The organism is Foliimonas ilicis, assembly GCF_039939195.1.
Classification (GTDB): domain Bacteria; phylum Pseudomonadota; class Alphaproteobacteria; order Rhizobiales; family Rhizobiaceae; genus Foliimonas; species Foliimonas ilicis.
In genome coordinates this window covers 58,871-72,301 of sequence record NZ_JBDUUH010000003.1, presented here as the reverse complement: position 1 = coordinate 72,301, position 13,431 = coordinate 58,871, and the positions used below count along the sequence as shown (strand labels likewise).

The window sequence follows — 13,431 nt, the reverse complement described above, 5'->3', positions numbered from 1 at the left end:
GCATAGTCAGCTATTATCAGCCGAAGCTGCTGCCCTGCCCGCTATGTAACCGAATGTCAGCGCTGGCCCTAAAGTGATCCCCGCTCCCGGATATGCTCCCGCCATGATCGAATTGGCATCGTTTCCGCAGGCAAAAAGTCCGGGTATTGCCTGTCCACTATCATCGAGAACTCTGGCATTTTCATCGATGGCAAGACCCATCGATGTTCCTATGTCACCAGCGAAGATTTCAACGGCATAAAACGGCCCATGCTCCAGCGCCCTGAGACACGGGTTGGGCTTGTTCTCAGCATCGCCGAGATATGTCTGATACGCAGTCCCGCCCTTGGAGAATTGTTGGTCAACGCCCGCAACCGCGTCGTTGTTGAACGCATTTAGTGTCTCACTCAGCGCCTGCGCATCAATTCCCGTAACTTGCGCGAGCTCTAAAATATCCTTCCCGCGCTTCAGGTAGCCGGATTTGAGATGCGCGCCAATACGTCCAGGAAAGGCAGGGGCTGCACCCAACCCGTAACGGCGCAGCGCGCGATGATCGCAAATGAGCCATGCCGATCGATCTCCCCGTTCCAGAAGCTTTGAAATCAGCCCCTGAACGAAGTCATGATACGAGCTTGCTTCGTTGACAAAGCGGCGACCGTCCCGCGCGACCGAAATGACGCCGGGTTTCGCACGGTCGAGGAAAAGATGCGGAAAAGGACGCGACGTACCGTCACCGTTCGGCAAGAGCGAGACCGGCGTCCAGAACGCGGCATTGCTGTTGGAAGTGATGAAAGAGGCACCAATTTTTTCCGCCGCACTGATCGCATCGCCAGTTCCTGCCACCGGAGACATGCTGAAATGCGGTATTCCTCTCGATACGTGATCGAATGTCTCTTCTCGGCGTTCATTGCTATGCGGGAAACCTCCCGTCGCGAGAACCACGCCGTGCCGCGCCTTTAAGAGCGTTTCACCTTCGGGGCCGCGTATGCGCGCGCCGGTAACTCGTCCGCTGGGTTCTCGCTCCAAGGCAACGACAGCCGTCTCGTACCGGATCGGTATTCCCAGATCGAAAGCCGTTTCGGCCATTCGCCCGGCGATCGCCGCCCCCAGAACGAGACGCGTGCCGCGCTTGTATGAAAGACGGTCACGCGCATATCGCGCTATGACCGAGGCCGCATGAAAAGCCGAACGGACAGAGCGCGTCATCTTGAGGAAATGACCGATATCGAAGCGATTCAGCATCATGCCGCCAAACAGCGTGAAATCGCCGATCGGCGGTCGCAATCTGTCTAGGTTTGCGCCTAATCGGCGGCCATCATAATCCTCGGCATCTATAACCCGTCCCCCAAGTGCAGCGCCGGGCGTATCCGGGTGATAATCCGGCGAGTAAGCGCGGTGCGTGAAACGCAATGCGGTGTTGTCGTGGAAAAAGCCGATCGCCTCAGGGCCTTTGCGCAAAAACGCATCGATCAGCGCCGCGTTGCCGCGATTACCCGTCTCGCTTGTAATGTAAGAACGGGCGTCTTCGATATCGTCGCTCATGCCTGCTGTGCGCATCAGCGGATTGTCCGGAATCCAAATGGCACCGCCTGAAACCGCGGTCGATCCACCGAAGAACGCGGTCTTTTCTATGATGACAGGCTTCAGACCCTCATGCGCCGCAGCAATGGCAGCAGCCATGCCCGCGGCACCGGATCCGACGACCAGAAGATCGCACTCCTCGACCGAATTCGATGCAGGCATCATGCTTCGTCCGGTCTTGGATACCGTCCCATCGCCCAGCCGCCATCGACCGCGATCACCTGGCCGGTGATGAAGGCGGCTTCCTCGCTTGCAAGGAAGCGTATGACCCGTGCCACATCTTCCGGCTTGCCGACGCGGCGCAGCGGCGCCTGTTCGATCATGATCTGACGCCGCCACTTTTCCGTGCGAATACGCTCAGCGGTAAGCGGTGTTTCAATGAGGCCGGGCGCAACGGCATTGACCCGTATATTCGCAAACCCGTAATCGGTCGCCATCTGCCGGGTGAGACCGGCAACGGCTGCCTTGCTGGCAGAATACCCGGCGCTCGCCGTCGCGCCGATCTGGGCGAAAATCGACGCTGTATTGACGATCGAGCCGCCCCCCGATTTCTGCATGCGTTCGACTGCAAATCGAGACAGCCGGAAAAGACCCGCAACATTCACGTCGAAATAAGCCTGTAACTCGTCATCCGTCGTTTCATCGGCGCGTTTGCCGCGCGCAATACCAGCGTTGTTTACAAGCACATCCAGCTTCAGTTCATTGGCCGCCAGCACTTCGTCCAGCATCTGCGGAAGCTTGGGATCAGTCACATCCGCTTCGAGCGTAATGACCCGGGCTTCGGAATGAAGCGCGTCGTCAGCGGTGCTGAAATCACGATCGACCGCGATTACACGATGAACGTTTGCCGCAAGGAAGGCGTCGAGTGTCGACCTGCCGATGCCTTGCGCCGCGCCGGTTATCACAACGGTTTTTCCTGCGAAATCGCTTTGTAAAATTGTCATCGTCTTTCCTCAGAAGGCAGCCGTCCCGCCGATTGAACGACCGCCATCGACGATCAGAACCTGGCCCGTAATGAACCCGGCATTTGGTGAGGCGAGAAAGGAAACCGCATGGGCGATGTCTTCGGGTGTGCCAAGCCGGCCCATTGGCTGCTGCGCGCGCAATGCATCGAGATTGGTATCCGAGCGGGCAAGCAACATGTCCGTCTCGATGACACCCGGAGCAACCGCGTTGACTTTGATGTCGCGGGACGAAAGGTCGAGCGCCATTGCCTTGGTGAGACCCGCGACGGCCGCCTTTGATGCTACATAATGCGCATAATGCCTTGAGCCGAAGGCTGCCCGCGAACACAGATTTACGATCCTTCCGCCTGCAGACATCCGTGCTGCAGCCTTCTGGGAAAGCGCAAACATCGCCACCAGATTGACCTCATAGCTGCGGCGAAAATCTTCCGATGTCAGATCCTCGAAAGGAATAACACTGAATATCCCCGCATTGTTGACGAGAACCTCCAAACCGGTGACGTTTTCCAGCAGACCGGCAATTGCAGCCTCATCGGTGATGTCGATCGCGACGGCACTTGCGCTGCCGCCATCGCCGAGGATGATTTCACCTGTCTGCTCAGCCGCCGCCGCATCTCTGTCGAGTGCGAGCACGTGATATCCATCATTGGCCAACTGTCTTGCGATAGCCCGGCCGATACCTGCCCCCGCTCCCGTTACGATCGCGATTGGGCTTCCTGTCATTTTCATTCCTGGCTTTCCATAAATACCGCAGGCTCTTGGCCAAAACGGGAACCGGCGACGCGCCATCAGCGCGTCGCCGGATGATGTCAGTTCATTCCGAAAGTGTTCTCGTCGATGCCCTTGTAGAGATTCTCGCGAACGATTGCGGCAACCGCATCAGGGTCGGTGCGATCGACGTCTGCAAACAGCGCCTTCCACTTGGTTTCGAGCTCGAGATACGCCTGGATAATGTCTGTCGGGTCCTCGACATTGCGCACGGAGACGGCCTGCTTTGGCAGGTCCGCGACGAGGCTTTTCTTGAACTCATCCAGCTTCGTCAGAAGTTCGGGGCTTGGTTCCGTTACGTTGAGTCCCCGTTCGCGGGAACCGTCGAGCGCAGCAGTTACGCCGACATGATAAGCGACCTGCGAACGCGCCAGGCCCACTGCCATTTCGTCCAGGAGCACGCGGCGCTGCTCCGGCTGCAAGCCCTGCCAGAAATCGATATTGTAGACATAAGTCGCACCGAGCACGACGCCCATCGGGGCGAGATTTACGGTCTTGGCGACCTCCCAGAATTTGTTACCCTTATCAAGATTGGTTGGATCGGACATCGTGCAGTCGATCGATCCGCGTTCCAGACCGGAATAGACGTCGCCGATCGGGACGGAGACCGGAACGGCACCAAGCGCCTGAACCCAGGCCGTCTGCGCACCACCGGCAGTACGGATTTTCAGGCCTGCGGCACTTTGCGGAGACGTGATCTCCTTGATGCACATGAAGTTGTAGACCGGTGTCGAATAACCCCCCGCGAAAAGACCGCCATTCTCTTTCCACTCGGCGATCAACCGCTCGTTTGTCAGACCCAGCTCGGTCCAGGCAAAGGCTGCCGCGAAATCATCATCCGAGACGAAGACGAGATCGTTTACGACATTGTTCAACGGAAGTTCGGAAGGCGTATAAGCCGGATAGACGATACCGAGCGCCGCGACACCGTCGGAGACGCCCTGCATCGTGGTTGGCGCAGGCACCAGCGATCCGCTCGAGTAAATCTCGAATTCGATGCCGCCATTGGTGGCTGCTTTCACGTCTTCGGAGAATTTCTGATAGGGAAACTCGTTCAAGATATGAACGGGCGTCATCCAGTTGGTTGCTTGGTAAGTTTCTGCCTGAGCAGTGGTCACGGAAAGCAGCGCAAGCGCCGCAACCGATGCAAATAGATTTTTCATTTCTCTCTCCCTTATTGTGCGTCCCCAAGAGGCGCGTAGAACTCCGTTCCGCCGACTGTTTCCGCGGTTGCCGGAGGGTTTCACCAGGACATCATTCCCGGAAGCCAAAGCGTGATGATCGGGAATGCGATCAAAAGTCCCAGAGTGATAAAATCGACCGCAATGAACCACGACACGCCCTTGAAAATCGTGCCGAGCGAGACGCGTGATCCCATCGCCGATTTGATGACAAAGACATTCATGCCGACAGGCGGCGTGACGAGGCCGATCTCGAGAAGCTTGATCGTCAATATGCCGAACCAGATCATGTCGATGTTGTGCGATGCCAGCAGAGGCGCAAGCACCGGCAAGGTCAGAAGCATGATGGATATGCTCTCAAGTACCGCACCCAGAATGAGGAACAGGACGCAGATCATCAGGATGACCGTGATCGTGTCGAAGCCCTCGAAGAAGCCCATTATCCATGTCGGGAGGGTTGCAAGCGCAACGAAGCGGGCGAAAAGTGCTGCACCCACAACGATAATGAAGATCGAAGACGTGCCGGACGCCGTATCGACAAGCGCCTTGCGTATCACCGGCATGGTCAGCCGCCCGCGCAGCAGCGCAATCGCAAAAGCAAGGAATGCACCGACTGCACCTGCTTCGGTAGCGGTGAATATACCTGTGAAGATACCTCCCATCACACCCGCAATAAGGACTGGAAGCGGCCAGGCATCGAGAAGAAGCGCACGCTTTTCCTCGGCCGAGATTTCCACCTTCGTTGCAGGCGCCAGCTCCGGGTTTACCCAGCATCTGATAGTGATCATCACAATGAACATGACCGCGGTCAGGACCCCCGGAATGATGCCGGCAACAAAGAGCGTGCTGATCGACACGTCCATAAGAAGGCCGAAGACAATCATGAGAACGCTTGGCGGGATCATCGAGCCGAGTGTTCCGGCAGCGGCGACGGAAGCGGTCGCAAGGCCGGGCTGATAGTTGGCGCGCAGCATCTCCGGTACGGCAATCCTCGAAAATGCGGCAGCCGTCGCCACGCTCGATCCGCTCGCCGAGGCGAAGAGAGCGCTTGCAACAACCGTCGAAGATGCCAAGCCTCCAGGTATACGCGCCAGGAATATTCTGGCCGCTCCGAAAAGGCCTCGTGTCAGACCTGCCTCGACAGCGATGTACCCCATGAGCAGGAACATCGGGACGGCGGATAGATTCCAGTCGCCGATGAGATTGTAGGGCACACCCTTGGCAATGCCGACGGCTGGCCGCCAGCCCATCATGAAGTAAATTCCGAAGAATGCGGTGCCGCCCATCGCAACACCGATCGGAACCCTAAGACCGATGAGTGCGAGAACCGCCGCCAGACCCATGAAGCCGATTTCAATACGTTCCATTGTCTCGCCTCAGTAGGTTTCTGACGCCGAATGATTTTCGGCATCCTGGGATTGTGGACCGTTGATCATGCGTAGGATCAGAACGACGACTGCAATGGCCAAACCCAATGGGAGCATGAATTTCGCGGGCCAGATGACGACGCGCCAGATGCCGTCGAGCGTCTCGTTGATGCGGTAAGCGCGCATCGCGACATCCCACGAAAACCACGCCAGACCGGCATAAAAAATCGTCGTGCAAAGATGCGCGATAAAGACCATCGCCTTTTGCGCGCGCGCCGACACTAGGTCGAAAACAAGCTCGACGACGATCGAGCCGTTCTTCGCCTCGACCCATGCAAGCGGCAAAAACACACCGGCGATCATGTAGTAATTGGCAACCACCTCGGCAGTGCCGGGAACCGGTTTGTGGAATACATATTTTCCGACAACATCGGCCATCACGTGGAGCATCATCAGCGCCATCGCGATACCGGCAATCAGCGCGAGTGCGCTGGTCAACAGGCTTGAGAGCCTAGCCATTTGTTTTTCCTCCCAGAAAATCCGGCTGCTATTGCATCCGATAACCGCCATTCACATCGATTACCGCGCCGGTGATGTACGCCCCGTCCGGCCCCATCAGGAACGAGACCGATCCTGCAACATCCTCTGGCGTACCTATGCGCTGCAGGGGAATGTTCGCTGTCGCCTGCTGGTCCTGATCCGGCGACAGGGATTGGCGAAGCATCGGTGCATCGATAAGGCCGGGCGCGATCGCATTGATGGTCACGCCCATATGGGCCGCCTCGCGCGCACCAACCTTTATAAGACCCATGACCGCGCTCTTGCTGGCAATATAAGCGGCGCTCGACCGGTAGCCGCCCAGTTGCGCGGCAACCGATGAGAACCCGATAAAGCGCCCTGCCTTAACCGGCTGACGCGCGCATCGGCGCAGATATTCTCGCATAAGCAAAAAGGTCCCGGTGCTGTTTACGCGATGCGTCAGCTCCCAGTCCGAAACTTCAATTTCCGTAATGGCAGGCCGATCGCCACCAGGTGCGAACAACAGGATTCCGGCGGCTGCGACAACCGATCCTATGGAGTGCTCAGCTCGTTCGGCGAAGAGATCCGCCACTGCTTTTTCGGATGTAACGTCCAGCGCTGCAGCACTATGGCCGCTCCCCGGCAAGTCGCGAATTGCTGCACGCGCATCATCGACATGAAGGTCCGTTGCCAGGATTTGAAATCCATCGGAAGCCAGGCGACGAACGATCGCCTTGCCGATCCCGCCGGCCGCACCGGTCACGAGACAAACTTCACTCACTAAACGCTCCTCCACTTGAATGAGGCGAAAATGAACACAAAAGGCGCAATATGTAAATCCTAAACATCACTATTGCGCATTTTTGAATACATTATTAAATCGGTAGCTCAATCCAAAATGTTGGTTCACCATCCGGCGCGAACCAAAAGGAGGATCGGATGGAATGGGTTACGGAAGACGACCACGCAGTCGTCACGAGTTCCGAGCAGGTACTTACTCTGCTGCGCGAACACATCTTGTCCGGCAAGGTGGCGCCGGGAGAGCGGCTGCATCAGGACCGTCTGGCCGACATGCTGGGCGTATCGCGCACGCCTCTGCGCACTGCACTCACGACACTGTCGCAGACTGGTCTGGTCAGCTACGAATCCAATCGCGGGTTCAGGGTGCGCGAATTCTCGATCACCGAGATGATGGACGCGTTCCGCATTCGTGCCGAGATGGAAGCGCTCGCCTGCCGCCTCGCCGCCCCTCGCATAACCGAAGCGGAAATCAGCCATTTGCAGGCACTGGTTGATGAAGGCGACAGGCTGATATCGGGCGGCGTCCTCACGGCAGAAGCTCTGCCGCCCTATCGTCAGATGAATGTGGATTTCCATACCGGGATCATGAATGCCGCGGCCAACCGCTGGATCGTCACATTCACGCAGCAATTGCACAGCGTTCCTCTGGCTTCCGATCGAATTATCATGTGGGACAATCATGCGATCATCGAGCGGTCCCACGACGACCACCACCGGCTGGTCGCAGCCTTCAGGCAGCGCGACGCTCAACGTGCCGGAGGCATCATGTACGAACACATCGCGTTCGCAGCGCAACACCTGCTCGGAAGATTGAAATCCCATCCTGACGATTTTCTGCGGGTTCCCGTTGTCGACGAGGATGTCACCGAAAGTCGAAAAAGATCACGAAAAAGGAAGTCCGTATGACGCTCAAACTTTTCTATTCGCCAGCCTCTCCCTTTGTTCGCAAGGTGCTCGTCGTAGCGCGCGAACATGGGATTGAAGGCCAGATCGAACTGCTCGATTCAGCCGCAGGACCGGTAAAGCGCGACCAGCGCATCGTTGTGCACAATCCGTCGGGAAAGGTCCCAAGCGCCTTTCTCGAAGACGACACACCGCTTTTCGATTCACGCGTCATATGCCTTTACGTCGATAGCATCGGCGAAAAACCTACGCTCTATCCTCAGGATGAGCAGCGGTTCAGCGTTCTGACCCTGGAAGCGCTGGGTGACTCGATGCTCGATGCAGCGCTGCTATGCCGTTACGAGCGCATCATGCGGCCGGGTGAGTTGCAGTGGGATGATTGGTACGACGGTCAGATGGAGAAGATCGATTCTGGTCTGGACGATCTCGAGACACGCTGGCTGCCCCTGATGTCGGGCGATTTCCATGCCGGCGCAATCGCCATTGCATGCACGCTCGGCTATCTCGATTTCCGTTTCGCCAACAAGGATTGGCGCACAAGGCATCCGAACCTGTCGGCATGGTTCGAGAAAATATCGAAGCGCCCATCCATGCAGGCAACGTTTCCATCCGGCTGATCCCGCACACTTTAGAGAGTGGACTGCTTGAGCATCGGCAGCCCATTCTCTATGAAAGAACGTCAACTGTGTGCCGTTCAAAAAGGATGATTCCATGAATTTCGACGTTCAGGAGATTGATGGATCGTGCCACTGCGGAACTGTTCGCTTCAACGTCAAACTGAAGAACGGACTTCATACGGCACGGCGCTGCACCTGCTCATACTGCCAGTTGAAAGGCGCCGTCGTAATCTCGGCTGCGAAAGATGGCATAACCGTATTTTCCGGCGATGACGCTCTTACGAAATATCAGTTCAACACGAATGCAGCCGAGCACTATTTCTGCTCGAAATGCGGAATTTATACATTCCACAAGCCACGCTCGAACCCGGATTTCTACGGCGTCAATGCAGCCTGCCTCGAAGGCGTAAGCCCCTTTGACTTTGAAGAAGTGCCTGTAAACGATGGCATCAACCATCCGATGGACATAAAGGGTTCAACCGGTCCGCGACTTGCCGGAACCCTCAAATACATTCCGGCTGAGTGATTGTGTAGTTGAAAGAAAGCGACTGTCACGGATTCCAGTCGATATCCGGCAGCGGTGAACTCACAAGCGCATTGCGCAGAGCAGGCCTCAATGTCTTCAGATTCTGGAGGAAACTGCGCGAATTGTCATCGCCATAAGCACGACGGCTGACAGCGAAAAACAAAAGGCCCTTGTCGCCGCTTCTATCCACATGGCGGACGTAGCGATACGCATTCCACTCCACGATATACTCACCGTTTGCGTCTTTTGAGGAGACGATGAAGTCCAGAAAAACTTCACCGCTTTTGTCGTTTTGCATCAAATCCATATTTACAAGCGGGTCTTTGCTTTTGCGCTCAATCAAGGTATTCATCTGGACAGTGGCCGCATCGATTGGCGCGAGATCGCCAGTCAGAACTTCCAGCAACAACATGCTGCTGTAGGTCTCCACTGCCTGTCCCGCCGGCACATATTCCTGCTTGATGTAATTCGGATTGGGCTGAGAGCTCCACGCCAATTGATGTGCCGTTCCATCCAGCGTGATCGGATCCGGCATATCCAGCCGATCGATCACCTCGGTTTGCGCAATTGCGGGCAGAGCCGAAACCGCAAATACCACGCAAGCAACGGACAAAACGCGACTAAAGCTGTGGCCTAAAATTGCCGAATTGGAGATTGTCGCTGCACTTTTCATGCAAATACCCCCCTGCAAGCATCAAATATGCGGATTCTTTCACCTCTATTCTATTAAATTATTCCCATTGGTTGAGGACACCCCGAAATTACTTTTGCAACTTCGCAGAAATTTCGGAGAGATACGCGTCTCCATGGCCAGCTTCAACGAGGTCGTTCAACGACGAGAGAACGCCTGAGGCCGCGCCGTTTTGCGTATCCAGGTCGGTTGCCATCCTGACGTAATAGGACAGATCTTTCTGCGCGTTCGACACCGCGAATTTCATCTTGGAATTATCGCCCGAAAGAACGAAGGGGCCGACACGATCAAGGGCCGCGCCATATCCGCCGCCCTTGGTCAGCACATCGACGAAGACTTCGGGCGAAATTCCGCCCTTTTTCGCGCAGGCCGCAGCCTCTCCCAACAGCGTCACAAAGCCGAGAGATACGAAATTATGCAAAAGCTTCAGCTTGTGCCCCGATCCGGCAGGCCCGGCGTAGAAGGTGTTTTCCGAAAAGCTCTGCAATAGCGGCAGCATTTCCTCAAACAGGGCCTTGTCACCGCCGATGAGAAGGTTGAGCCGTCCCTGTGCGGCTTCAAGCGGCGTACGCGTCATGGGCGAATCCAGAAAGCGCCCGCCTGCTGCCGCGGTTGCTGCGGCGATGCTTTCGGTAGAGCTCGGAATTGCAGTCGAGCAATCGATGATGACCGTTCCGGGACGAATGGACTTCAATATGCCCTCATCCCCAAGCAAAATGCTTTCGACTTGAGGCGTTCCGCTGACGCACAGAATGATGACATCGCTCTGGCGGGCGAGTTCGTTCTTGTCGCTGATCGATTTCGCACCCAATTCGTTGAGATCGTCCGCCGGCTGGTTGCCGGGATGGTCGAGATAGGCCAGAGGCCAGCCTTTTTTCGCGACGTTGAGCGCAATGCCGTGCCCCATAAGGCCGACGCCGATCATTCCAACTTTGGGCTTTGTCATTTTATCGTCCCTATCAATTCATCGCACGGCAGATCGCATCGGTAACGTCGGTGCAGGTGGCCTTGCCGCCAAGATCATGCGGTACGGCGTGACCTTCCAGAAGCACCTTGCCAACGGCCGTCTCGATCCGATCCGCCGCCTGCGCGAGTTCGTCATCACTATGCTTATCCGCAAGCCAGCGCAGCATCATAACGCCGGAAAGAACGGTAGCGACCGGACTTGCAAGATTTTGTCCCGCAATATCCGGCGCGGAACCGTGTGCGCCCTGGAAAAGCGCGTGACCATCGCCGATTTCGCCAGAAGGTGAAATTCCCATGCCGCCGACAGTGGCGGCACCAAGGTCCGAAATGATGTCGCCGAACATATTTTCCGCGACGATAACGTCATAGAAATCGGGGCGCTTGACCATGTGGACGGTAATGGCATCGGCGTAAGCGTAGTCGATGTCGACCTCGGGATAATTGACATGAACATCGTCGCAAACCGCGCGAAAGAATGCGTAGGAGCGAAGAATATTGGCCTTGTCGCAGACGGTTACGCGACGCTTTCCATCGCGCAGCGCGCCATTTCGCTTTTTCGACAGCTCGAATGCGAATTTCGCAACGCGCTCGGTCCCCTTGCGGGTGATGACAAGACTGTCGGAAGCGAACTCGTCACGCAGAAGCACGCCGGCGCCACGGCTCGCATAAAGCCCTTCGGTGTTTTCACGGATGATGACATAATCGATGCCGCCATTGTCGAAAGCCCGGAGCGGCGAAAGCACACCCGGCAAGAGCTTTACCGGGCGGACATTGGCGTAAAGATCGAGCTTGAATCTCAGGCGCAAATGAAGGTCGTTTCCGACCTCCGTTCCATCAGGATAAACAACGCCCGGCAGTCCTGCGGCTCCGTGCAGAATGGCATCCAGATCACGGCAGGCCGCGAACGTATCATCCGGCAGCACGTGGCCGGTTTTTACATAATGCCCTGCCCCGCCATCGAACATCTGAAAATCGAGCGTGCTGGAGCCGCACGCAGTCTTGAGAACCTGCATCGTGGCCTGTGCGACCTCCGGGCCGATGCCATCGCCCTCGATCGTTGCAATTCGGTATTTCGCCATGTCGGCACTCCCTCAAAATAAATGTAAATGCCGACTTACCAATCGGTCGCGATGTACTTTGCTTCCATGAATTCAAGCATGCCGTGATGCGCACCTTCGCGACCAAGGCCACTCTGCTTGACCCCGCCAAACGGCGCGGCAGGATCTGATACCAGACCGCGATTAAGCGCCAGCATCCCGGCTTCGATCCGTTCGCAGACTCGCAGGCCGCGCGAAAGATCGGTCGTATAGACATAAGCGACCAGTCCATATTCGGTATCGTTGGCGAGCCTTATCGCCTCTTCTTCCGTATCGAAGACGTATACCGGAGCAACGGGGCCGAAAATTTCTTCCCGCGCCAATGCCGCGTCTTCCGGCACATCGACCAGAACTGTCGGCGGATAGAAATATCCCTGCCCACCGCTTTTCTTTCCACCGCAAAGAATTTTGGCTCCACGCGAAACCGCGTCATCCACCAGTTCTGCAACCTTGTTGACGGCAGCGGCATTCACCAGCGGTCCGCAATCGGTGTCGGCATCCGCACCGGCACCCACCTTCATCGCCGCCATGCGCGCCGCCAGACGGCGGGCGAATTCGTCAGCCACGCCGCGCTGAACATAGAGCCTGTTGGCTGCGGTGCATGCCTCACCGCCATTGCGCATTTTTGCGACCATCGCGCCCTCGATGGCCTTGTCCATATCGGCGTCGTCGAAAACGACAAATGGCGCGTTTCCGCCCAGTTCCATCGAGCAATGAATGACCTGATCTGCCGCCTTGCGGAGAAGGATGCGTCCAACCTCGGTCGAACCCGTGAAGGACAGCTTCCTGACACGCGGATCGTCGAGCATCGCATTCACAACTTCCGAGGTCGTGGAAGAAGTGATGACATTGACGACACCATCGGGAACGCCCGCTTCGCTCAATATTTTCGCTACGGCATAGGCCGTCAACGGGGTTTCCGTGGCGGGTTTCAAGACGCATGTGCAACCCGCTGCCAATGCCGGTGCGATCTTGCGCGTTGCCATTGCAGCCGGGAAATTCCACGGCGTGATCATCAGTGAAACACCGATCGGCTGATACTGCACGAGAATGCGGTTCGCGCCGGATGGTGCAACGGAAAGATCGCCATTTATGCGCACCGCCTCTTCCGCAAACCAGCGGAAAAACTCTGCCGCATATGCGACTTCACCACGCGCATCTTTGAGCGCCTTGCCGTTTTCGAGGGAGATTAAACGGGCCAAAGCTTCCGCATCGCGCGTCATCAGCTCAAAGCATTTGCGCAGGATTTCAGACCGCTTGCGCGCAGGCGTTGCGGCCCATGCCGATGCGGCATTGGCTGCAGCATCAACGGCGGCGATCGCATCGCCTGCATCCGCGTCGGCAACGCGATCGAGCACAGCACCATCTGAAGGATTTATCACGGCAATACGGTTGTCCCGGCTGCCCTTCCGCCATTTGCCGCCGATGAAGAGGTCCGTTGGGTAATTCATCTCAGTCATAATTTCCTCT

At 56.8% G+C, this 13,431-nt stretch carries 14 protein-coding genes; 3 read left to right on the top strand and 11 right to left on the bottom strand.

The features are described 5' to 3' along the window. Positions 1 to 6 precede the first annotated feature (6 nt). From ABFT80_RS08500 to ABFT80_RS08470, 7 genes are all read right to left on the bottom strand, one after another. Positions 7 to 1,725, bottom strand: coding sequence for an FAD-dependent oxidoreductase (locus ABFT80_RS08500; RefSeq protein ID WP_347971462.1), 1,719 nt, complete (start codon positions 1,723 to 1,725; stop codon positions 7 to 9). After that, positions 1,722 to 2,504, bottom strand: a complete 783-nt coding sequence (locus ABFT80_RS08495) for an SDR family NAD(P)-dependent oxidoreductase (RefSeq protein WP_347971461.1) — start codon at positions 2,502 to 2,504, stop codon at positions 1,722 to 1,724. Before ABFT80_RS08495 ends, ABFT80_RS08500 begins: the two co-directional genes overlap by 4 nt. 9 nt (positions 2,505 to 2,513) lie before the next feature. Then, positions 2,514 to 3,248: an SDR family NAD(P)-dependent oxidoreductase gene (locus ABFT80_RS08490; RefSeq protein WP_347971460.1), complete on the bottom strand. Its 735-nt coding sequence runs from the start codon at positions 3,246 to 3,248 to the stop codon at positions 2,514 to 2,516. Between the two features lie 86 nt (positions 3,249 to 3,334). Next, positions 3,335 to 4,456: a C4-dicarboxylate TRAP transporter substrate-binding protein gene (locus tag ABFT80_RS08485; RefSeq protein ID WP_347971459.1), complete on the bottom strand. Its 1,122-nt coding sequence runs from the start codon at positions 4,454 to 4,456 to the stop codon at positions 3,335 to 3,337. A gap of 80 nt (positions 4,457 to 4,536) precedes the next feature. After that, positions 4,537 to 5,841: a TRAP transporter large permease gene (locus tag ABFT80_RS08480; RefSeq protein ID WP_347971458.1), complete on the bottom strand. Its 1,305-nt coding sequence runs from the start codon at positions 5,839 to 5,841 to the stop codon at positions 4,537 to 4,539. Between the two features lie 9 nt (positions 5,842 to 5,850). Further along, on the bottom strand, positions 5,851 to 6,360 hold the full coding sequence (locus ABFT80_RS08475; RefSeq protein ID WP_347971457.1) for a TRAP transporter small permease: 510 nt from the start codon (positions 6,358 to 6,360) through the stop codon (positions 5,851 to 5,853). A gap of 28 nt (positions 6,361 to 6,388) precedes the next feature. Next, entirely contained in the window at positions 6,389 to 7,141 is a 753-nt protein-coding gene (locus ABFT80_RS08470) for an SDR family NAD(P)-dependent oxidoreductase (protein ID WP_347971456.1), read from the bottom strand. Between the two features lie 158 nt (positions 7,142 to 7,299). Between ABFT80_RS08470 and ABFT80_RS08465 the strand changes: the two genes are divergently transcribed. From ABFT80_RS08465 to ABFT80_RS08455, 3 genes are all read left to right on the top strand, one after another. Beyond that, positions 7,300 to 8,067, top strand: a complete 768-nt coding sequence (locus ABFT80_RS08465; protein WP_347971455.1) for a GntR family transcriptional regulator — start codon at positions 7,300 to 7,302, stop codon at positions 8,065 to 8,067. After that, positions 8,064 to 8,681, top strand: coding sequence for a glutathione S-transferase (locus tag ABFT80_RS08460; protein WP_347971454.1), 618 nt, complete (start codon positions 8,064 to 8,066; stop codon positions 8,679 to 8,681). Before ABFT80_RS08465 ends, ABFT80_RS08460 begins: the two co-directional genes overlap by 4 nt. A 94-nt stretch (positions 8,682 to 8,775) precedes the next feature. Next, the gene (locus ABFT80_RS08455) at positions 8,776 to 9,207 is read left to right on the top strand and encodes a GFA family protein (protein WP_347971453.1); all 432 of its coding nucleotides are present in this window, start codon (positions 8,776 to 8,778) and stop codon (positions 9,205 to 9,207) included. A gap of 25 nt (positions 9,208 to 9,232) precedes the next feature. On the opposite strand, the gene ABFT80_RS08450 is transcribed toward ABFT80_RS08455, so the two are convergent. From ABFT80_RS08450 to ABFT80_RS08435, 4 genes are all read right to left on the bottom strand, one after another. Beyond that, on the bottom strand, positions 9,233 to 9,880 hold the full coding sequence (locus ABFT80_RS08450) for a hypothetical protein (RefSeq protein ID WP_347971452.1): 648 nt from the start codon (positions 9,878 to 9,880) through the stop codon (positions 9,233 to 9,235). Between the two features lie 88 nt (positions 9,881 to 9,968). Then, a complete protein-coding gene (locus ABFT80_RS08445) occupies positions 9,969 to 10,844 on the bottom strand; it encodes an NAD(P)-dependent oxidoreductase (RefSeq protein WP_347971451.1) in 876 nt (291 codons plus the stop codon). Between the two features lie 13 nt (positions 10,845 to 10,857). After that, positions 10,858 to 11,943, bottom strand: a complete 1,086-nt coding sequence (locus ABFT80_RS08440; RefSeq protein WP_347971450.1) for an isocitrate/isopropylmalate dehydrogenase family protein — start codon at positions 11,941 to 11,943, stop codon at positions 10,858 to 10,860. Between the two features lie 35 nt (positions 11,944 to 11,978). Further along, positions 11,979 to 13,421, bottom strand: coding sequence for an NAD-dependent succinate-semialdehyde dehydrogenase (locus tag ABFT80_RS08435; protein WP_347971449.1), 1,443 nt, complete (start codon positions 13,419 to 13,421; stop codon positions 11,979 to 11,981). Positions 13,422 to 13,431 lie beyond the last annotated feature (10 nt).